This is a genomic window from Tamlana sp. s12, assembly GCF_016767215.1.
In the GTDB taxonomy this organism is placed as follows: domain Bacteria; phylum Bacteroidota; class Bacteroidia; order Flavobacteriales; family Flavobacteriaceae; genus Pseudotamlana; species Pseudotamlana agarivorans.
This window is the reverse complement of the sequence record NZ_CP068547.1, coordinates 1,068,278-1,087,125: the sequence shown is the minus strand read 5'-3', so window position 1 is coordinate 1,087,125 and position 18,848 is coordinate 1,068,278. Positions and strand designations below refer to the sequence as shown.

The following is an 18,848-nucleotide window of genomic DNA, read 5'->3' as shown; positions in this document are numbered from 1 at the left end:
TTTCATTACATTTACTATTAGCTTATACGTTTCCTTTTTAACATTCAGATTTCAGTTCATGAAAAAACTAGCCCTATTTTTTTGTTTACTCTTCGCCATGACCAGCTTTGCACAGTCGCCAGAGACATCAGACCAAAAAGCCATCGAAAAAGTTTTAAAAAAACAAAGACTGGCTTGGTCAAACAACGATATCGAATCCTACATGGAAGGTTACTGGAAAAGCGATTCTTTAAAATTTTATGGTCCGCACGGGGTTACTTTGGGTTGGGATAATACCCTAGAACGTTATTTAAAAGCATATCCTACCGAAGCTCACACAGGAAAATTAAGCTTTAAAATAAATGATATCACAAAAATTAGTAACGATGCTTACTATGTTTTAGGAGAATACCATATTAAACGTGATGTAGGCAATGCCGATGGCATTTTTATGCTTGTTTTCAAAAAAATTGATGGCGCATGGAAAATCATTGCGGACACTTCTACTTAATACGGTTTTTTAAGACAATATCATTCTAACGAAGAATGAAAGCAAACTCATGGCATTGAAATAACAAGTTACCACAAAATAAATTTAAGACGACCACCAAAATTAGTCTAATGGAAAGTGAAGTCCTTAAAAACACTTTAAAAACGTATAACATCTTAACTGATGACGACATTGATGCGTTTATTCGGTTAGCTATCCCAAAAACCCTTCAAAAATCAGATTATTATATTAAGGAGGGCGAAGTCTGCAACTCGGTATGCTTTGTTTTAAGCGGACTTCTAAGATCGTATTATATTACTGAAAAAGGGGATGACATGACCTATTGTATCACTTTCCCTCATAATTTCATGTCCGCCTACTCATCGTTTTTAACAGGGCAAGCTACCCAAGAAAACCTTCAAGCCATCCAAACAACAGAACTTTTAGTTATTCCAAAAGATCACATGGAAAAACTGTCTCAAACCAGTTCGAATTGGATACAATTTCAAAAAGTTATTGCCGAACAACAATACATTGAATTGGAAAAACGAATTTTTCTTTTGCAGGGAAGTAACGCCACGAAGCGTTATGTCGAATTGGTGAAAAACCATCCCTCCTACCTTCAAAACATTCCTTTACAATATTTAGCTTCGTATTTAGGCGTTACACAAAGACATTTAAGTCGCATCCGTAAAGAATTTGCTTTTTAGACATTTGTCCTATTCGCCCTAAAGGATTCGGTATAATTTTGTTTCTCATCAAATAGAAACAATAACATGTCTAAAAACATACTAATAATAAACGGTCACCCCAATAAATCTAGCCTAAATCATGCCTTTGCAGCAGCCTATAAAAAAGGCGCCTTAGAAGCTCATGCAGAAGTGAAAGATATTACAATTTCCGACTTAAAATTTAATCCGAATCTGGAGTTTGGCTTTCAAAAAAGAACCGAACTAGAGTCCGATCTTCTTGAAGCTTGGGAAAAAATAAAGTGGGCCGAACATTTGGTTTGGATTCATCCCGTCTGGTGGGGTGGCTTACCTGCCCTTATGAAAGGCTTTATCGATCGCTTATTTTTACCTGGCTTTGCTTTTAAATACAGAGATAATAGTCCTTTTTGGGACAAACTTTTAAAGGGTAAAACAGCGCATATCATCACTACCCTAGATCAACCAAGTTGGTACTATTGGTTTGTTTACGGGAAACCGAGTGTAAACCAATTAAAAAAGTCTACATTAAAATTTTGCGGTATAAAAACCACCAAAGTGTCATATTTTGGCATCATTAAAAACGCTAGCGCGCATCAAAGAAGTCAGTGGATCACTAAGATTGAGAACCTTGGAAGGCGTCAAAAGTAGCCACAAGCAAAACGAACTACCAGTTTACAATTTCTTTACAAAATCAGTAATAATCACAATTTGCTGAGCACCTACTTTACCTTCAATATATTTATCATTATCTCGATCTAAACGAATATTTCTAACCGCCGTACCCTGTTTTGCAACCAAGCTAGAGCCTTTCACTTTTAAATCTTTAACAAGCACCACAGCATCACCGTTACTTAAAATCACGCCATTCACATCACGATGAATAATTTTATTAGCCTCATCTTCATGCTCGCCCGTTGCCCGTGCCAACGCTAAAGCATCATCATCCAAATACATCATATCTACCAAGTCTTTTGGCCAGCCCTCATGACGTAAACGCTGTAACATGCGCCAAGCCATAATTTGAACAGCCACATGCTCGCTCCACATGTTATCGTTTAAACAACGCCAGTGGTTAGGGTTCATTTCTTCCCTTTCTTCTATTTGATCTAAACAGGTTTTACACACCAAAATATCATTATCCACATTTTCATTTAATGATGGCGGAATGGTATATTGAGATAAATCATTCGCTGATGTACATAATTCGCAAGTATTATTGCTTCGATCTTTTAGTGTCTGTAAAACGCTCATAGGTATAATTTTGTAGAACGCTCAAAAATACAGCTAATAAACACCGTTTGCAACGTTAATATTAAATATGACAGCGAACAATATCAAAAGATTTATCATAAACAAAAACCAATAATCTATTTAGAAAGGTCGGCGATGTATTTAAAAACGGCATCTCCATGTACTGGAGTAAAATATTTTTTAAATTTCTCTATACGGTCTTTGCGCTCCTTCTCGTTTGGCCACATTTTTTTCTCAAGAGCACTCATCCCTTCAAACATACTATCCATATCGGTCATAGAATCAAAAAAGTAAGCTTCAACCATTTCACTACCATCCGATCCCCAAGCATGTCTAAACGTATAATAGCCCTTAATTAAATGGTTATCCTTAATCATTTTATCAAAATGGTCTGTAATTAAACCTCTAATTTCATCAGTAGACCCTCTCTCAATAGGTAGCATATGATTGGTGCGTATATAGCATATCATATCCTTTCCTTTGGAATTTAAAGGCTTGGTATGCGGTAAGACAACATAAATCTCATCAGAATGATCCATGTCAAAATAGGCATTTTTTTTGCCTCTGAATTCTTTAAGGTGTTTTTCGTTCGTCCAAGCTTCCTTTTCTAATGCTGCACTACGACTCCAGGATTTTTCTATATCATTCCAAGAAGCAAAAGACTGTACGTACAACACATCGCGACTGTCTGGTGTCATTTGATGAAGATAATATGAAGCGCTTAAAATATGCTCATTCTTACGAACAACCTTATTCAAATACTCTTTCTCAATAGACTTCCACGTGTCCATATCAAAATCTTTCATATCCATATTCCAATGTAGCTTGGTAACGGTGAGGTAGGTGGTTTTCTGATTGGGTGTCGCTTCAGCTTGTAAAGCATGCATCGGAAGAGACAGCAACAATAAACAAATTACTGCTGTAAACAATGTTTTGATAGTTTTCATAATCTGATAAAATTAAAGTTAATAATATAGGACTTTAAGATTTCAGGGCTGTGATTATACTATCAACAAGTTATTGTGAATTAGAGAGTTACCAAATATACAACAAAAAACAACACGTTTATCATTCTAACAAAGTATCTCGCATTTTTTTAGTCATCCCTTTTACAACCATATCATAAGAATGATCGATTAATGTTTTTATGAAATCGGATGGTAATGCCTCTTCATTTAGATAGATTGTATTCCAATGTTTTTTATTCATATGATAACCTGCTCGAATACAACTATGAGATGCGCGTAGTTCTAAAGCGTATTCAGGATCGGCTTTTAAGTTTATGGCCTGCTCGCCTTGCTCCCACTTTTTTAAAGAAATTAAAGCATACATCTTTCCCAAAACTTTAAAAACTAAAGTATGCTCATCAAACGGAAAATCTTCAGAAACACCTTTTTTGCTTAAACAATAATCTCGAATTTGCTCAATATCCATGCTACAAAACAATTAAAAATTAATCTAAAACCTCATATAAAATAGGTTTGCTCGGGGCGGCATCATTCTCAAAAGGTGCAATTTGGAGGTTTAAAAAATACTCACCATCTTCAACATGATTAGGCACGTAAATGAACTCGGTAATGGTGGCGTCAAGGCGTAATTTACCAGCGGTATTCCAAAACGCATTATGCGCCAATAACATACATTCGTCCTTTTCTTTATCGACACTTGGCAAATCTACTAACAGGTGTTTTATACCTTTTTCTCTTAAGTAAATAGCTGCATCCTCTAGTAAATAAGGCGGATTGGTGTGGGAATAATGCGTCGATAACTTGTCTAAGGTATTAGGAATGGTACGAATCACTAAGGCATCACGCTTTTTATTCCCTAATGCAAACTTTATTTGCTTTTCAGAAATAACCGAGTCTCCATTTAAACGCTCGGGCGCTACGGTAATGACTTCAGCTAAAAAGAAAAACTGTTTTAAGTGTTCGTTTATAGAGTGTACTTCTTCAGTAATATGTCCTGCGCATTCGGTATGTGTTCCATGGGCATGCGGATTAAAACTAACATTATTAAAATTTATACAAGCGCCATTTTTAACCGCTATTTTCCATTCGCCATCCTCTACGGGTTCTATTTTAGGCGAATCGACATACCAGGCCCGAACATTTTTTTCGGAAGCACGAAGCGGCATAGAAATATCTATGGGCTTTTTTAAATTAATTTGAAGTTTTCGTGAATTATATTGGATTGTAGCATTCATATCCAAATATAATCAAATCATAAATAGTTCTGAAGCAATTCCGTCAATTAAAAATTTACCTTTCTGTGTTGCTATAAGGCTTTTGATGACTTGACCATTTTCATTAACACCCTCTGACATAGCCAACAAATCATCGTTTAAAAATGGTGCTGCATGCTTTTGTAAATACTGAAGAAACGTCTCTCCAAATTCAGCTTCTACTTGAGGTAACGACACGCCCCAAATGGTTCTTAAGCCTGTCATAACATACTCATTAAACCTATCGATTTTCGAGAGGGTCTCAACTGTTTTAGGCAATTCACCTTTGGCTATACTTTGTATGTATTTATTATTATTGGCAACATTCCAACTGCGTTCATTACCTAAAAATGAATGTGCTGAAGGCCCAATACCTAAATACGGTTTGCCTTGCCAGTAGCTGGTATTGTGTTTAGAAAAGTAATCGGGTTTCCCAAAATTTGAAATTTCATAATGCACAAAACCCGCTTCATGAGTACGCTTTAATAAATGATTAAAATGTTGCAGCGCTAAATCTTCATCAATAGGCGGAAATACGCCTTTTTTCACAAAACTATCCAAGGCTGTTTTAGGTTCAACTGTAAGCGCATAACTGGAAATATGGGGCACACCAAATCCTAAAGCAAGTGCTATATTGGCATCCCATTTTTCCAGACTCATATTAGGAATACCATATATTAAATCGATGGTAATATTATCAAAATAAGCTATCGCCTCTTCTAAACAAGCTTTGGCTTCATGGGCATTATGGGCACGATTCATGCTTTTTAAATCATCTTCAAAAAAAGACTGAACACCTATACTCAAGCGGTTTACTGGCGAATGGGCCAATACCCTTATTTTAGATGACGATAAATCATCTGGGTTTGCTTCCAATGTAATTTCTGGAGCATCACAAACGGTATAGTGTTTATAAACGGCATCTAATAACACCTGAATCTCTTCCTGAGACAATAAGCTAGGCGTACCTCCTCCAAAATATATGGTTTCTATAATTAGATTTTCAAAATCTGCTTTACGCATTTCTAATTCTAGAATTAAAGACTGTAGCAGTTCATCTTTCTTTTTTAAAGACGTAGAAAAATGAAAATCGCAATAGTAACAGGCTTGTTTACAAAAGGGAATATGAATGTATATGGCAGCACCATTAGAGCGCTTCAAATGAGAAAACCTCTGTGTTGTTTGAGCAGAGTTATTCATACCATATCGATTTGTTAAAGATTACTTTTTAGAACGCAGATTGATAACTGTAGTTCCTTTTGGAGATTCTGTACTATTTTGCTTCACAAATGCTGCCCAACCTGAATAACTTTTACCCACCTCGATGCGTCCAGAATTATAAAAATGACAAACAGCTGCAGCCAACCCATCGGTAGCATCTAAGTTTTTAGGTAAAGTTTTTAAGCCTAAATTACTTTGAAGCATTTTAGCCACCTGTTCCTTACTGGCATTTCCGTTTCCTGTGATGGCCATTTTTATTTTTTTAGGCAGATACTCGGTAATCGGGATTTCTCGACTTAAACCAGCCGCCATAGCCACTCCTTGTGCTCGACCTAGTTTTAACATACTTTGCACGTTTTTACCAAAAAAGGGGGCTTCAATAGCGATTTCGTCGGGATTGTGTGTATCAATTAGTTCTATAGTACGTTCAAAAATAAGTTTAAGCTTGATGTAATGGTCGTCGTATTTTTTCAAATCCAACTCATTCATCTGCAAAAAGTGCATCTTTTTACCAACCACTTTTATAAGTCCGAAACCCATAATCGTGGTTCCAGGATCAATCCCTAAAATTATTCTTTCCTGCATTAATCATTACAAAAGTAACAACCGCTTAGCGAAATAGACGCTCCAATTGTTACGGTTAATATATCTCCGTTAAAAGCACCATAACCATCAGTCACCTGATTATAGTCTTTACTGAAGCCAAAGATATAAGAACCATCCAAATAAATGGACAAAACGTCGTTAATAGCGTAATGAAATTCTATGCCTCCCATGGCATTAAGGTAGTTGAGTTTATTTTCGCCATAAATATCCAAAGGTCTAATCATGGAAAATCCAGGGCCCGCATGCAAAAAGGTTGCCATACGTTGGGAGAATCTTATAATATGAGTGGCATCATAAACCAATTGTAAATTTAAACGGGTATAATTTGTTTTAAACGCCGGACTCTCATTTTTGTTTGAAAATCGAATATACCCTAAGTCTAATTTAGCGCCAAAATCTTGGCTAAACATATATTGCAGCCCTAAATTAATAGTTGGAAAATTAATAGGCTTTGCTTCAAAATCACTCACAAAACCATTTGACATAGGGGTATTAACGCCCGTTGCAAACTGCAATTTAAATGTACTCGTTTCGCCCTGTGCTTGAGATAAATTAAAGCACAAAAACAAGAAACCCACCACCCATGAACTCTTAATTTGATTAAAATAAGCAATCATTTCGTAATATTGATTTAATTTGTACCATCATAGCACATACACTTTCATACCGCAGCAAACAATATCTTTTTAGGCTTATTAAAATAAGCATAGTCCTTGCTGCGCTTTACTTTATATATCAGAAAATTGTACACAATAATACGTTACATTTCTCTGAATTCTATAATATTTTGTCTGAAAATAATGCTTTTTCGGTCAAAACACTCAGTTTTCTGTTAATTTTATCCACTATTAACTGGTTAATTGAACTTTTTAAGTGGCAATTACTACTTCGTCCATTCAAGAACATTTCATTAAAACAGGCCTGCGAACAATGCTTAGGATCGCTCACTGCATCGCTAATAACTCCTAACCGCATTGGTGAATATGGTGCCAAAGCCATGTATTATGAAGCTTCCTTTAGAAAACATATTGTAGCCATAAATTTTATTAATAATATTTTACAATTAGCGGTAACTACAATAATAGGCCTTATAGGTTTATTTTGGTTTTATCGAAGCTTCGATACACCTTTAAACTTGGAGCATCTAGCCATTTACAGTACAATTCTAGTCCTTGTTCTAAGTTTTATTGGTTGGTTTATTTTAAAAGGAAATTTCAAATTCAAACAGGTTTCAATTAAAAAATTGAGGCGATTTTTTAAACGATTTCCTAAAAAAACCCTTTACTATGGATTCGGATTATCCTTGTTACGTTACGCTGTTTTCTCATTTCAATTTTATTTTTTGTTACAAATTTTCCAAATCCACCTTCCTTATTTTGAGGCCATTTCCGTAATAGCCTCCATGTACCTAATAGCCTCAATAATTCCTTCTATAACACTTTTTGACGGCTTGATAAAAGGTAGTGTTTCTGTATATTTATTTGCTTTTGTTGGCGCTCACGAGCTTATTGTTTTATCGATTACCATGGTGATGTGGATGCTTAATTTTATGATTCCAAGCTTAATAGGATGTTTTTACGTACTCAACTTTAAGCATAGTAACAAGATAGACTCATGATGTTTTTATTCACTTCAGTGCTTATCGCCTACGGTATTTTAATTGGTAGCTTAGGGTATGGTTTCAGCCAGGTTAAATCCTTTAAAGTAGTAACCAAAAAGCCGAAAACGAAGTTTACTATAGTTATCCCATTTCGTAATGAAGCTAAAAACCTCTCCCAATTAATAACATCGATTTACAGTCTTAACTACCCGAAAACCCTATTTGAAGTTATTTTAGTTAACGATGACTCGGAAGACGACTCAGTTAAGCTGATACAGCATTTAACTAAAGACCAGAACGTCAATCTAAAAGTAATACCCAATGAAAGACACTCTAATTCTCCAAAAAAGGACGCGATAACTTCCGCCATAAGGCAGTCCAAACACGAATGGATTATTACCACCGATGCCGACTGTGTGTTACCAGAATTTTGGTTAGACTGCTTTGATGCTTATATTCAAAAAACTGATTCTTATTGCATTGCTGGCCCTGTAACTTATCATGAAAAAGAGTCTTTCTTAAACCGTTTTCAATGTCTTGATGTTTTAAGTTTACAAGGAGCTACCATCGGTGGATTCGGCTTAAACACACCATTTATGTGTAATGGTGCTAATTTTGCTTATAAAAAGTCATTATTCGCAGAGGTCTCTGGCTTTGAAGGCAACTCGAATATTGCCAGTGGGGACGATTTATTTTTATTGGAAAAAGCGCTTAGTAAGCAGGCAAATCGTGTTAATTATTTAAAATGTGATGCGGCTATAGTTAAAACAAATGCTCAAGAAAACTGGAAGCAACTCATTTCACAACGGGTACGTTGGGCCGCAAAAACAACGGCCTATAAAAATGGTTTTGGGAAACTTACTGGAATTCTCGTATTCGCTACAAACCTACTCCTCGTTATTGGCCTGGCACTTAGTCTGTTTGGTCTATTTTCATTTAAAAACCTCAACATAGTCTTTATTCTAAAGTGCGGGATTGACTTTTACCTGCTCTATAAAACGGCTCGTTTTTTTAAACAGACTTCTATTTTAAAAAACTTCATACTAAGCGCCTTTCTCTACCCGTTTTTTAGTGTTTACGTGGCTTTTATAGCTTTATTTTCAAACTACAACTGGAAAGGCAGAACTTTTAAACGCTAGGTTAATTAACACGTATTATTAAAGGCAGCTTAAATTCTGTAGTGACTTGTTGACCCCGTTTAATGGCTGGAAAAATTTTAGGTAAATCGGTTAGACTCTGATTTAGCAATTCTTCAATATTAGGGATTTCATCAACCGTTAGACTATCAACACTAGAGCTCATTAAAGACAAATCACCAGTTTTAGACACTTGAAATTCTAATAAAATGGTATCATTAATATCTTGAGAGACAATAATCCCTTCATTTTGCAAAAAATTGGTGATATGATGGGTTAACGTGTTTTGAAAACACAGATGTCGCTCTGCTTTACTTGCTGATTCATCACATACTATAAAATTGGGATACTCATCCACATCATTCCAATTAAAAGTTTTTAACTCTTCATTTAAAATGGCTTCTGAAGATGTTTTTTTCACATTAAAATACTCACAAGATGAAAGCATTAAAACCAATAAAAAAACAATAGCGTGTTTCATGGATTACAACTGAAACCGAAAAGTACAATATTTTTAGATTTTATGGTGGTAAAAAAAAGAAAAACCTAATGCACTGAGTCTTGTGTTATGTAAATTAGGATTTAAAGTTGGCAGAAATACATAGCTTCAAAGCAACAAAGACATTAATTAAAAAAGGAAACTTTATAAAAAGAAGAACCCTGTGGGTCTCTCACCTCCACAGGGTTATGTAAATTGCTATTATCAACTAAAAAATTGAGGGATTAATTAATTTTTGAATTGTTGATACATCAAAGATAAATAACATGATTCTTTTCAAACTGCGGAAAACCCACACCTAACTTACGGAAACCCAGAAAACCTTTAGTTTACAAGGGTTTACATGATGTAAAAAATATAATTTAATTTAAAAAAAATTAAAAACCTTATATTTTTATAGATTTTACTTACACAAAACCTTTTTTACGCGCTTGATTTAATAAGGTTTCATCCTGTCCGTCTTCAACTTCAAAAAGGTCACGAAGTTGTTTTTTTCTTTTCTCTATAGCACTTAATGAAATATCTAAATGTGCCGCTAAATTTTTAGTTTTAACACCTTGTGAAAGCAGGTGCAGTATTTTTCGATTTTTATCGTCAATCACGATGTCACTACTAATGGTTCTTCGTATTAATTGATTTACTGTAGCACTATAAAAAGGCACATTGTCCATAACCGTTTGAAAAGCGTTTGCTAATTCGTTAGATGTTAAATCACTTTTAATTAACAAACCTTCAGGGTTTATGGTTTTAATAATGTTATGAATTCTAAACGACTCATTAAACATAGTTAAAATGATTATTTTGGATTGAGGCAATACCTTTCTAGCAAACTCTGCTAAATCTTCGCCCGAATTCATACTTCCATCAGATGAGGCCGGCAAACTAATATCTACAAATAATACATCGTAGGGTTTATTTGTTTTTACGGCCTTGTTTATCGCTAATAGCGCTTCGTCGCAATTGTTTGCAATTTCAATTTCTAGTTCTTGATTGTCGCGCTTAGTATAAAGCAACGTGTTTTGATACCCCTCAATAATCATAGGGTGATCATCAATCATGAGTATTTTAATATTTTCAGTCATAGTTCTAGGTTAAGATATGGGGACATCTATATTTACCGTGGTTCCTTCTACTTTTTTAGAAGTAATATGTATTTTACCGTTTATTTCCTTGATTCTGGAATTCATGTTTTTAAGACCAATTCCAGATTTTGCTCTATTCACATCAAATCCAACACCGTCATCAATAATACTTAAACAAATAGCATTATTTTCAAGTTTAAAAATAAGGCTCACTTTGTTAGCTTTGGCATGTTTATAAATATTATGGAGCGCCTCTTGAATAATTCTATAAAAATGAATTTTTATTTTATTTGAAACCTCATCCCAATCGATAGTAGACTGCCATTCTAATTTATATTCTAGCCCATAAGCCACGGTTTGGGTTTCTACTAAAGTTTTAATAATATCTCTGAATCCAGAACCAGATACAAAATCGGTATTTAACTCATGCGACACTTTTCTAATGTCTTCTTCTATCATTTTAAGCTCAGCGATATACTGACTTCTTGTTTTCATAGCCTCAGGGCTCGTATTGGTGTTTAAGCTATCTAAACTTAAGCGAGCTCCAAAAAGTTTCCCTAGAACACCATCATGCAATTCTTCAGAAATACGCTTCTTTTCTAATGCTCGAGCATCCTCAACGACTTCATTTTGTGTAAGCAAAAGGTTATAAATTTCTTCGTTAGTTTGCTGTTGTTGTTGAATAAACTCTAACTTCTTATTTTTATTGCGCTGCGCAAATATGATGTATAATAAAAAGGAAGCTACAATAACTACAATAGAAATAACTAACAACCACAAGCGCTCCCTCGCTATTTTAATATTCTCTTCTTCAATCTCATTGGTTTCAAACTTAATTCTAGTAAACTTATTCCTGATAGCTCGTTCACTTTTCTGAAGACTATCATTAAGTCGCACGTAATTTCTTAAATGGTTGGCGGCAATATCACCTTCCTCAATTTTTGAAAGCAATAACAAAGATTTCAATAAGGCATCGTTATGATGTTTACCTGCAACTCGCTTAGCCTCGTATCCATAATATTTAGCAGAATCCTTGAATCCCATATCATTATAATATTCAGCTAAATGTTGTAGAATAATTATAGAATTATATCCATCTTCACCAGCTGTTTTGCTTGCTTTTAATGCTTTATGATACAAACCAGGTAAGGCGTCCCTATCGTTCGATAAATATAAGGTATGTGCATAGTTGTCAAGAACCACGGCGTAAGAATCAGGTGTTTCCTTTTCTAGATTCTCATCTTCAAGAATTTCCTCTAAAGTCTTTATTGCCAACTCATACTGTCCGGCATTTTTTAAAGCATTTCCTAAGTTGTTTTTTGAAATACTAATAGCGGCTTTGTTATTTCCTTTTAACCTTAATTTGAGTTCTATGGACTTATTTTGATATTCAATAGATTTATCATACTGTTCCAACAAATTGAAAACCACCCCTAAGTTATTGTAGAAGAATGCCTTTTTACGAATAACTTCTTTTGTAGGATTTTTTATTTTATTTAGAAGCATGATTCCTTCAATGGACGTGAGCTCACTACCAGTAAAGTCCTTTGCAGCACGTTGAAGCAAAGCAATATCTAACAATACAGAAGCTGTATTAAAGTGATCTTTTAATGACTTAAATAATTTTTCTGCTTTATGGTTGTAAAAATGTGCACTATCAACCTGTTTATCAAAATAGTAATAGCCTATGTTTTTATTTATTTGAGCAATGGTAGCCGTGTCTTTATACTTTTCGGCAAGTTTTAGATTTTCATGACTCAATTCTAAAAAAGAATCTGCTTTATCAACCCCCTCATTTAACTCCAATAATTTATTATTACACTGAAGCTGCAATGAATAACTATTAATTTCTATAGCTAATTTTTTAGCTTTTAAAACAAGGTCTCTCCTTTGGTCTTGTCTAAATTTTGGATTACTAGAATCATTCAGATAAAACAAAATACTATCAAACTTTTCTTTACTATAATTTTGAGCAAAAGAAAGATTAACGCAAAAGACAATCGAGAGTAAAATGTAGTTGAAGCGTTTCAAAAGCATAAAATGTAAACACTTTCAAATGTATCTATAATTTTTCAATTTAACTACAGACTAAGTCCAGAACCTAAACAAAAGGATCCTTTAACCGACAAACACTTTTTAGCGCTCAAGAATGTTCCCGCCATTAATATAAGTTGTTGTGGTATCGTCAATCAACAAGTCATCTTCGTGCAAATCTTCTTTGGTACATGATGTGAATAAAGTGATAAAGGCTGCTATTAATAATGTAATTTTAAGAGTTTTCATTTTTTTACTTTTATTTATTATTGGAAATTTTATTTGAATTATTTAGCGCTCGAGAATATTCCCGCCATTAATATAAGTTGTTGTGGTATCGTCTATTAACATGTCATCTTCATGTAAGTCTTCTTTGGTACAAGACGTGAATAAAGTGATAAAGGCTGCTATTAATAATGTGATTTTAAGAATTTTCATTTTTTTACTTTTATTTTTTATTAGAAATTTTATTTGAATTATTTAGCGCTCGAGAATATTCCCGCCATTAATATAAGTTGTTGTGGTATCGTCTATTAACATGTCATCTTCATGTAAGTCTTCTTTGGTACAAGACGTGAATAAAGTGATAAAGGCTGCTATTAATAATGTGATTTTAAGAATTTTCATTTTTTTACTTTTATTTATTATTGGAAATTTTATTTGAATTGATTAGCGCTCGAGAATATTCCCGCCATTAATATAAGTTGTTGTGGTATCGTCTATTAACATGTCATCTTCATGTAAGTCTTCTTTGGTACAAGACGTGAATAAAGTGATAAAGGCTGCTATTAATAATGTGATTTTAAGAATTTTCATTTTTTTACTTTTATTTTTTATTGGAAATTTTATTTGAATTATTTAGCGCTCGAGAATATTCCCGCCAGTGATTAATGTTGTTGAAGTACTGATCACCAACATATCATCTTCGTGAAAGTCTTCTTTAGCACAAGACGTGAGTAAAGTAATAAAGGCTGCTACTAATAATGTGATTTTTAAAATTTTCATTTTTTTTTGGATTTAAGGTTTAATATCTATTTTACAATTAAAGCACAGATAGTCTGGTTTTTAAGCACTAAAAACTACCTAGACAAAACATTTTAGATCGCGTGTAAAAACACGACCATTAGCGTATGGATATTGAGAGGAAATGGCTAAGAAATAGCCATGAATGATTTTTTAAGGAAATAAAGAAGCAATTTGTTAATCATTCAGCGTTCTAATATAATTACAAATATTTTAAATTATTAAGTCCTCAAAAAAAAGGGGCTTATAATCGCTGAAATACATGAAATTTTAACAAATTAAAGTGTAGACTTGTTTTTTATTAGGCTGGTTTTCACTATTTTAGTGCGAAAATTCTCATCCTGAGGCGTTTGCTGAAGTCTATTAATAAGGAGTTCGGCTGCTTTAGATCCGATAACTTTAGCATGCTGTCTAATAGTGGTTAATCTAGGTAACGTATGATATGAATCAGACTTACTGGCAAAACCAATTACAGAGACATCTTTTGGTACTTTCAAACCAAAATTGACAGCCATATTCAAACCTATTATTCCTGAAGAACTGTCGGCGGCAATAATACCATCTAGTTGACCATTTTTCTTGAAAAAATTTTTGATCTTTTTCTGCTGATCATCTTTTTTCTTAATTTTCAAAACCAGGGGCTCCATTCCTGCTTCTAAAATCGCTTTATTGTAACCGCGTTCTCGAAGCTTACCAACACTTAAGTCATTGATATTACTAATAAAACCAATGGTTTTACGGTTTTCCGCCAACAATGTTTTTGTAGCATTATAAGTCGATTCAAAATCATCAACAATTACTTTATCACACATCACATCATGAGCAACGCGATCAAACATAACAACAGGTAACCCTTGACTGATGGTTCTCTTAAAATGCTCAACTTCACCTTTAACCTGTGTCTCTTCAGCCATCGACAAAATAAATCCATCTACACTTCCGCTAGCAAGTAACTGTAAACCTTCTTTTTCTTTATCTAAAGATTCATTAGAAATACAGGTTATAATATTATAACCGTTTTTAGTAGCTTCTCTTTCTATTCCGAAAAGCACTTTAGCTAAAAAGTGATTAAGAATATTCGGAATAATAACACCAATCGTTTTGGTTTTATTCTGTTTTAAACTTAAAGCCACTTTGTTCGGCTTATAATTATATAATTCGGCGAGCTCTTTAACGCGTTTTACGGTTTCACCACCTATTTCGGTACTATTATTTAAGGCTTTTGAAACTGTAGATATCGATACATTTAGCTCTTTAGCCAATTGTTTTAAGGTCACCATAAATTATTATAATATTGTATAACTCATGCAATGTACAAAATTACTCTTTGCTACTAATGAATTATTTTTTTTGAAAATCTGCTATCATTAAAAACTAGAACTGATCCACATTAATATTTTTAGCTATACTTACTGTACAAAAGCATCACCATTCCAAACTCGAAGTATTACAGTCATCATTTTACAGCTTACTACAACATAAGCATGCGTGGTACAAAGCACCGAAATTTTCGGGATAGTGCTTTCTCTAAAATACTACATGAACATTAGAACTAAATTGCGTAGTTCAACATACGATAGAGCATAAGTCACACTTCCTAAATATAACTAAAAAAATAACAACAACTCCTTTTCTCGGAACATCAAGAAACACTAAATTCTGAACTCAAAACACAGTATATTAGTTCATAGGGCACCACCATTTAAAAAAATTAAACCTACTTTAGCTTAATGCTAGTTAAATTTTAAAAAAACCTCTCTGTAGATCATTCAAATGCTTATGAAAAGGCATATACTTTTATTACTTCTCATCTGTACGAACACTATTATCGCACAGCATGATTCCATCACAAAAACAAAAGAGACCGATAGTACTAAGCACGAATCAAAATTTGATAAGTTCAATAAGAAAGCTGAAGCCTTTTTCAAGAAATTCCCTGTCCCTATTTATTCCCACAATCCGGAAGCAGGAAATATTTATGGATTTACTAAATTTAATTTGCTAGCCCTTTCTAAAAAAGACACCATATCGAAACCTTCCAAACTATCGGAAGTCTTTACATTATCCTCCAAGGGCAGAATTAACGCCTCAATTTCTACAGAACTTATATTTAAGGAAAATGACCGGGTAGTAGTGGCCTACATTAATTATCAGAAACAGCCAGATTTTATTTTTGGTATTGGCAATGATGTTAAACGAGAAGACGTAGAAGAAATACAATTGGAACGCATTAAGTTCTTTGGAACTTACATGTTCCGCTTTAACAAATACTATTACGTTGGGGTTCCCATCAATTTTTCTAGTTATTATAATATTGAAACCGAACCAGATAGTTTCCTTATTCAGGATAACGTTACAGGTTTAGATGGTGGGATTTCCTTAGGAACTGGCTTAGCATTTTCTTATGATAGCCGTGACAACAGATACAACCCCCAACAGGGCGCGTATATTATGACGTATATTATAACCAACCCTAAATTTTTAGGAAGCACCTATCAATTTTCTAGATATGAAATTGATGCTAGAAAATATTTTAATCCGTGGTTAAACCATATCGTAGCCATTCAAGCCACCACGAGTAACACGCCCGGTAACACCCCCTTTTACGAACTTTCAATGCTTGGAAGCGATTCACAAATGCGCGGTTACTTTAGAGGCGCTTATCGCGACCACGTATTAGTCGATTCGCAGGTGGAGTACCGCGCGCCAATTTGGAATATTTTTGGAGCAGCAGCATGGATTGGAACAGGACGCGTGGCCAGTGCTTATGAAGAATTATCTCTTGACGGATGGAAATTATCTTACGGCGCCGGTTTACGTATTAAAGTGGACTCTAAAAACAATACGAATCTTAGAATTGATTTCGGGTTTGGTCCTCACAACATTTCGGGGATTTACTTTGGGTTTGCGGAGGCTTTTTAAAAACTTAATCCAATATCAACTAAGATCAAAAACACCCAGTATTTTCAATAGAAAGATAGCTTTATCCGACTTTTAAAATTTCAACCACAATCAACAAAAAATAAACATAAAGACTTAACAGTCAGTGATTTAAATAATTTTCGTATCTTTAGAAATAATCATTCAACTAAAAATCATGAAAACGCTCTCATTTAAATCCGCCCTTAAGTCCATATGTTTTATTGCTTTATTTCAGCTATCTATAGCACAAGCACAACAAGCTGCCAACTACGCAACAGAAGCTTCTTTTGCCAAACTTCCATCTGATAAAAGCTTAACATGGCATGATGCTCCAGATTTTTTCCCCAACTGCTCTTTTAGCATTCTGCACGGCGAAATGACAAAACCCAATTTAGACTTGTTTTTTAAAATTGAACCCAACACTGAAGTAGTTCGACACACACATAAGTCTCCGGAACGGATGATTTTAATGAGTGGTGATTTGGAAGTGCAATACAAGGGCGAAGCTCCTAAAATTGTTAAAGCAGGATCATACTTATATGGACCTGCAGGCAAACCACATCGAGCAAAGTGCCTAAACAATGGTCCATGTGTATTATTTATTGCACTCGTTGAAACCTTTGATGCTGTTGTTGTTGAAGATTAAAGGGTATCTGCTTTTTTAAAATTGGAAATCTACAAACCGTCCTAAAACAAAAAAGCATCCCCATCTTCTTCGCAGAAAAAAGGAAAGCTTTCCATTGGAATACCAAATAACTTTGGTAAACTACATCACGCTTATAGCGTGAACAACACAACCTCATTATAATTGCCAAAAAAAGCCCTAATTTCTCAGAGCTTTCTTTTTGCAATTTTAGCGGTCTGGACGGGACTCGAACCCGCGACCTTCGCCGTGACAGGGCGACATTCTAACCAACTGAACTACCAGACCGTTGCTTTATTGCGAGTGCAAAGATACACGCCTTTTTAAATTTCACAAACGTTTTTTGAATTTTTTTTATAAAAATTTTCATTTATTTTTATAAGTACTGAAAATCAAATATTTACTAAACACATTTTATTTAATAAAAAAGACCTTTTACGAGAACTTTTGACGCTCGATTAAATACGTCGTTAGTATCTGATTAAAATCAGCATTAATATCGGCCTCCACATACTTTATTTTATACTGTCCGCATTTCAAACGTAAATTTGTAAAGTACTTTTCTACAGTATCCCGATAACTTTCCTTAACTGCATCGGCATACAAATTAATATATTCCCCTGTTTCAACATCTACAAACCGTTTTGGTGTATTGTTAAAATCAAACTCCAACTCCTTCTTTTTATCCATAACATGAAATAACACCACTTCATGCTTGTTATATTTTAAATGACGTAAGGCTTCAAACATTTTAGAATCATCTTCCGAAGCTTGAAACATATCCGTAAACAAAAAAATCATGGAGCGTTTATGGATCTTCTCTGCAATTTCATGCAAATACTTATAGGTATCCGTTTGTTTCTTTTCCAAATTGGAAATAGCCACCTCACTCAAAGCACTTAGCAACATTTGATGGTGTCGCTCACTCCCCTTTTCTGGTGCGTAATAATCGTACTGATCGCTATACACACTCAATCCTACAGCATCACGTTGCTTCTTTAATATTTGCATCAGCGCAGCAGCCGCTAGTACCGAAAACCCTATTTTGTTCAAATGATCTATAGAGAAAGACTGCCTTTTAGGATAATGCATCGAACTACTACTATCTATGATCATGTGGCAACGCAAGTTGGTTTCATCGTCGTAGCGCTTCGTGTATAGCTTTTCGGTTTTTGCAAACAACTTCCAATCGATATGGCGGGTACTTTCGCCTTGATTATAAATTTTATGCTCGGCAAATTCTGCCGAAAAGCCATGAAACGGACTCTTATGCATACCCGCAATAAAGCCCTCGACCACTTGTTTGGCAAGAAGTTCGAGGTTTTTAAAACCTTCCGCCTTGTTGAGTTCGTTTTGTAACATATAAGAAGAGCCCCACCTAGCCTCCCCGAAGGGGAGGAACACGTTTGTGGAACCTGTGTGTTTTAAAAT

24 protein-coding genes and 1 tRNA gene are annotated in these 18,848 nt (G+C 34.4%); 7 read left to right on the top strand and 18 right to left on the bottom strand.

The window, feature by feature from the left end:
- The first annotated feature begins 58 nt into the window (after positions 1 to 58).
- The 3 genes from JJL45_RS04580 (at position 59) to JJL45_RS04570 (ending at position 1,827) form a co-directional block, all read left to right on the top strand.
- On the top strand, positions 59 to 490 hold the full coding sequence (locus JJL45_RS04580) for a YybH family protein (RefSeq protein ID WP_202664281.1): 432 nt from the start codon (positions 59 to 61) through the stop codon (positions 488 to 490).
- A gap of 110 nt (positions 491 to 600) precedes the next feature.
- Entirely contained in the window at positions 601 to 1,179 is a 579-nt protein-coding gene (locus tag JJL45_RS04575; RefSeq protein ID WP_068605251.1) for a Crp/Fnr family transcriptional regulator, read from the top strand.
- Between the two features lie 66 nt (positions 1,180 to 1,245).
- Complete coding sequence (locus tag JJL45_RS04570; protein ID WP_202664280.1) at positions 1,246 to 1,827, top strand: NAD(P)H-dependent oxidoreductase; 582 nt, start codon at positions 1,246 to 1,248, stop codon at positions 1,825 to 1,827.
- Between the two features lie 24 nt (positions 1,828 to 1,851).
- Here the strand turns inward: JJL45_RS04570 and JJL45_RS04565 are convergent, their stop codons facing one another.
- The 7 genes from JJL45_RS04565 to JJL45_RS04535 all read right to left on the bottom strand — a co-directional run bounded on the left by JJL45_RS04565 (position 1,852) and on the right by JJL45_RS04535 (position 7,095).
- Positions 1,852 to 2,430: a PhnA domain-containing protein gene (locus tag JJL45_RS04565; protein WP_202664279.1), complete on the bottom strand. Its 579-nt coding sequence runs from the start codon at positions 2,428 to 2,430 to the stop codon at positions 1,852 to 1,854.
- Positions 2,431 to 2,546: 116 nt separating this feature from the next.
- A complete protein-coding gene (locus JJL45_RS04560) occupies positions 2,547 to 3,377 on the bottom strand; it encodes a hypothetical protein (RefSeq protein ID WP_202664278.1) in 831 nt (276 codons plus the stop codon).
- 121 nt (positions 3,378 to 3,498) lie between these two features.
- Positions 3,499 to 3,864, bottom strand: coding sequence for an MmcQ/YjbR family DNA-binding protein (locus tag JJL45_RS04555; RefSeq protein WP_068605260.1), 366 nt, complete (start codon positions 3,862 to 3,864; stop codon positions 3,499 to 3,501).
- A gap of 19 nt (positions 3,865 to 3,883) precedes the next feature.
- On the bottom strand, positions 3,884 to 4,633 hold the full coding sequence (locus JJL45_RS04550) for a cyclase family protein (protein WP_068605262.1): 750 nt from the start codon (positions 4,631 to 4,633) through the stop codon (positions 3,884 to 3,886).
- A gap of 12 nt (positions 4,634 to 4,645) precedes the next feature.
- Complete coding sequence (gene hemW / locus JJL45_RS04545; RefSeq protein WP_202664277.1) at positions 4,646 to 5,851, bottom strand: radical SAM family heme chaperone HemW; 1,206 nt, start codon at positions 5,849 to 5,851, stop codon at positions 4,646 to 4,648.
- 21 nt (positions 5,852 to 5,872) lie between these two features.
- Positions 5,873 to 6,457 (bottom strand): crossover junction endodeoxyribonuclease RuvC, encoded by a 585-nt coding sequence (gene ruvC / locus JJL45_RS04540; RefSeq protein WP_068605266.1) that lies wholly within the window; start codon positions 6,455 to 6,457, stop codon positions 5,873 to 5,875.
- Positions 6,457 to 7,095: a cell envelope biogenesis protein OmpA gene (locus JJL45_RS04535; RefSeq protein WP_068605268.1), complete on the bottom strand. Its 639-nt coding sequence runs from the start codon at positions 7,093 to 7,095 to the stop codon at positions 6,457 to 6,459. Before JJL45_RS04535 ends, ruvC begins: the two co-directional genes overlap by 1 nt.
- A gap of 8 nt (positions 7,096 to 7,103) precedes the next feature.
- Here JJL45_RS04535 and JJL45_RS04530 point away from each other — a divergent pair, with 8 nt between their 5' ends.
- A complete protein-coding gene (locus JJL45_RS04530; RefSeq protein ID WP_317191996.1) occupies positions 7,104 to 8,096 on the top strand; it encodes a lysylphosphatidylglycerol synthase domain-containing protein in 993 nt (330 codons plus the stop codon).
- On the top strand, positions 8,093 to 9,217 hold the full coding sequence (locus JJL45_RS04525) for a glycosyltransferase family 2 protein (protein ID WP_202664276.1): 1,125 nt from the start codon (positions 8,093 to 8,095) through the stop codon (positions 9,215 to 9,217). The genes JJL45_RS04530 and JJL45_RS04525 overlap by 4 nt, the downstream gene beginning before the upstream one ends.
- 1 nt (position 9,218) lies before the next feature.
- Here JJL45_RS04525 and JJL45_RS04520 read toward each other — a convergent pair whose 3' ends face one another.
- The 9 genes from JJL45_RS04520 to JJL45_RS04480 all read right to left on the bottom strand — a co-directional run bounded on the left by JJL45_RS04520 (position 9,219) and on the right by JJL45_RS04480 (position 15,132).
- Complete coding sequence (locus tag JJL45_RS04520; RefSeq protein ID WP_068605273.1) at positions 9,219 to 9,695, bottom strand: hypothetical protein; 477 nt, start codon at positions 9,693 to 9,695, stop codon at positions 9,219 to 9,221.
- A gap of 425 nt (positions 9,696 to 10,120) precedes the next feature.
- On the bottom strand, positions 10,121 to 10,795 hold the full coding sequence (locus JJL45_RS04515; RefSeq protein ID WP_068605275.1) for a response regulator: 675 nt from the start codon (positions 10,793 to 10,795) through the stop codon (positions 10,121 to 10,123).
- A gap of 9 nt (positions 10,796 to 10,804) precedes the next feature.
- Positions 10,805 to 12,832, bottom strand: a complete 2,028-nt coding sequence (locus JJL45_RS04510; RefSeq protein ID WP_068605277.1) for a sensor histidine kinase — start codon at positions 12,830 to 12,832, stop codon at positions 10,805 to 10,807.
- Positions 12,833 to 12,931: 99 nt separating this feature from the next.
- Complete coding sequence (locus tag JJL45_RS04505) at positions 12,932 to 13,078, bottom strand: hypothetical protein (RefSeq protein ID WP_202664275.1); 147 nt, start codon at positions 13,076 to 13,078, stop codon at positions 12,932 to 12,934.
- Between the two features lie 42 nt (positions 13,079 to 13,120).
- Positions 13,121 to 13,267: a hypothetical protein gene (locus tag JJL45_RS04500; RefSeq protein WP_202664274.1), complete on the bottom strand. Its 147-nt coding sequence runs from the start codon at positions 13,265 to 13,267 to the stop codon at positions 13,121 to 13,123.
- 42 nt (positions 13,268 to 13,309) lie between these two features.
- Positions 13,310 to 13,456, bottom strand: a complete 147-nt coding sequence (locus JJL45_RS04495) for a hypothetical protein (protein ID WP_202664274.1) — start codon at positions 13,454 to 13,456, stop codon at positions 13,310 to 13,312.
- Between the two features lie 42 nt (positions 13,457 to 13,498).
- On the bottom strand, positions 13,499 to 13,645 hold the full coding sequence (locus JJL45_RS04490) for a hypothetical protein (protein ID WP_202664274.1): 147 nt from the start codon (positions 13,643 to 13,645) through the stop codon (positions 13,499 to 13,501).
- Between the two features lie 42 nt (positions 13,646 to 13,687).
- The gene (locus JJL45_RS04485; RefSeq protein WP_202664273.1) at positions 13,688 to 13,834 is read right to left on the bottom strand and encodes a hypothetical protein; all 147 of its coding nucleotides are present in this window, start codon (positions 13,832 to 13,834) and stop codon (positions 13,688 to 13,690) included.
- Between the two features lie 296 nt (positions 13,835 to 14,130).
- Positions 14,131 to 15,132 (bottom strand): LacI family DNA-binding transcriptional regulator, encoded by a 1,002-nt coding sequence (locus JJL45_RS04480; protein ID WP_068603576.1) that lies wholly within the window; start codon positions 15,130 to 15,132, stop codon positions 14,131 to 14,133.
- 499 nt (positions 15,133 to 15,631) lie between these two features.
- Between JJL45_RS04480 and JJL45_RS04475 the strand changes: the two genes are divergently transcribed.
- On the top strand, positions 15,632 to 16,774 hold the full coding sequence (locus JJL45_RS04475) for a BamA/TamA family outer membrane protein (protein WP_068603574.1): 1,143 nt from the start codon (positions 15,632 to 15,634) through the stop codon (positions 16,772 to 16,774).
- Positions 16,775 to 16,949: 175 nt separating this feature from the next.
- A complete protein-coding gene (locus tag JJL45_RS04470; RefSeq protein ID WP_068603572.1) occupies positions 16,950 to 17,420 on the top strand; it encodes a cupin domain-containing protein in 471 nt (156 codons plus the stop codon).
- Positions 17,421 to 17,631: 211 nt separating this feature from the next.
- Here the strand turns inward: JJL45_RS04470 and JJL45_RS04465 are convergent.
- Together JJL45_RS04465 and JJL45_RS04460 are read right to left on the bottom strand one after the other, a co-directional pair.
- A tRNA-Asp gene (locus JJL45_RS04465) sits at positions 17,632 to 17,705 on the bottom strand.
- Between the two features lie 147 nt (positions 17,706 to 17,852).
- The gene (locus JJL45_RS04460) at positions 17,853 to 18,779 is read right to left on the bottom strand and encodes a DUF58 domain-containing protein (RefSeq protein WP_068603570.1); all 927 of its coding nucleotides are present in this window, start codon (positions 18,777 to 18,779) and stop codon (positions 17,853 to 17,855) included.
- Positions 18,780 to 18,848: the final 69 nt, after the last annotated feature.

Excerpts from the sequence above, each read along its gene's own strand:
- JJL45_RS04520 (WP_068605273.1), bottom strand. The coding sequence starts at position 9,695 with ATGAAACACGCTATTGTTTTTTTATTGGTTTTAATGCTTTCATCTTGT.
- ruvC (WP_068605266.1), bottom strand. The coding sequence starts at position 6,457 with ATGCAGGAAAGAATAATTTTAGGGATTGATCCTGGAACCACGATTATG.
- JJL45_RS04575 (WP_068605251.1), top strand. The coding sequence starts at position 601 with ATGGAAAGTGAAGTCCTTAAAAACACTTTAAAAACGTATAACATCTTA.
- JJL45_RS04500 (WP_202664274.1), bottom strand. The coding sequence starts at position 13,267 with ATGAAAATTCTTAAAATCACATTATTAATAGCAGCCTTTATCACTTTA.
- JJL45_RS04535 (WP_068605268.1), bottom strand. The coding sequence starts at position 7,095 with ATGATTGCTTATTTTAATCAAATTAAGAGTTCATGGGTGGTGGGTTTC.
- JJL45_RS04560 (WP_202664278.1), bottom strand. The coding sequence starts at position 3,377 with ATGAAAACTATCAAAACATTGTTTACAGCAGTAATTTGTTTATTGTTG.
- JJL45_RS04525 (WP_202664276.1), top strand. The coding sequence starts at position 8,093 with ATGATGTTTTTATTCACTTCAGTGCTTATCGCCTACGGTATTTTAATT.
- JJL45_RS04460 (WP_068603570.1), bottom strand. The coding sequence starts at position 18,779 with ATGTTACAAAACGAACTCAACAAGGCGGAAGGTTTTAAAAACCTCGAA.
- JJL45_RS04570 (WP_202664280.1), top strand. The coding sequence starts at position 1,246 with ATGTCTAAAAACATACTAATAATAAACGGTCACCCCAATAAATCTAGC.
- JJL45_RS04565 (WP_202664279.1), bottom strand. The coding sequence starts at position 2,430 with ATGAGCGTTTTACAGACACTAAAAGATCGAAGCAATAATACTTGCGAA.
- JJL45_RS04480 (WP_068603576.1), bottom strand. The coding sequence starts at position 15,132 with ATGGTGACCTTAAAACAATTGGCTAAAGAGCTAAATGTATCGATATCT.
- JJL45_RS04550 (WP_068605262.1), bottom strand. The coding sequence starts at position 4,633 with ATGAATGCTACAATCCAATATAATTCACGAAAACTTCAAATTAATTTA.
- JJL45_RS04555 (WP_068605260.1), bottom strand. The coding sequence starts at position 3,864 with ATGGATATTGAGCAAATTCGAGATTATTGTTTAAGCAAAAAAGGTGTT.
- JJL45_RS04580 (WP_202664281.1), top strand. The coding sequence starts at position 59 with ATGAAAAAACTAGCCCTATTTTTTTGTTTACTCTTCGCCATGACCAGC.
- JJL45_RS04490 (WP_202664274.1), bottom strand. The coding sequence starts at position 13,645 with ATGAAAATTCTTAAAATCACATTATTAATAGCAGCCTTTATCACTTTA.
- JJL45_RS04495 (WP_202664274.1), bottom strand. The coding sequence starts at position 13,456 with ATGAAAATTCTTAAAATCACATTATTAATAGCAGCCTTTATCACTTTA.
- JJL45_RS04475 (WP_068603574.1), top strand. The coding sequence starts at position 15,632 with ATGAAAAGGCATATACTTTTATTACTTCTCATCTGTACGAACACTATT.
- JJL45_RS04505 (WP_202664275.1), bottom strand. The coding sequence starts at position 13,078 with ATGAAAACTCTTAAAATTACATTATTAATAGCAGCCTTTATCACTTTA.
- JJL45_RS04485 (WP_202664273.1), bottom strand. The coding sequence starts at position 13,834 with ATGAAAATTTTAAAAATCACATTATTAGTAGCAGCCTTTATTACTTTA.
- JJL45_RS04470 (WP_068603572.1), top strand. The coding sequence starts at position 16,950 with ATGAAAACGCTCTCATTTAAATCCGCCCTTAAGTCCATATGTTTTATT.
- hemW (WP_202664277.1), bottom strand. The coding sequence starts at position 5,851 with ATGAATAACTCTGCTCAAACAACACAGAGGTTTTCTCATTTGAAGCGC.
- JJL45_RS04515 (WP_068605275.1), bottom strand. The coding sequence starts at position 10,795 with ATGACTGAAAATATTAAAATACTCATGATTGATGATCACCCTATGATT.
- JJL45_RS04510 (WP_068605277.1), bottom strand. The coding sequence starts at position 12,832 with ATGCTTTTGAAACGCTTCAACTACATTTTACTCTCGATTGTCTTTTGC.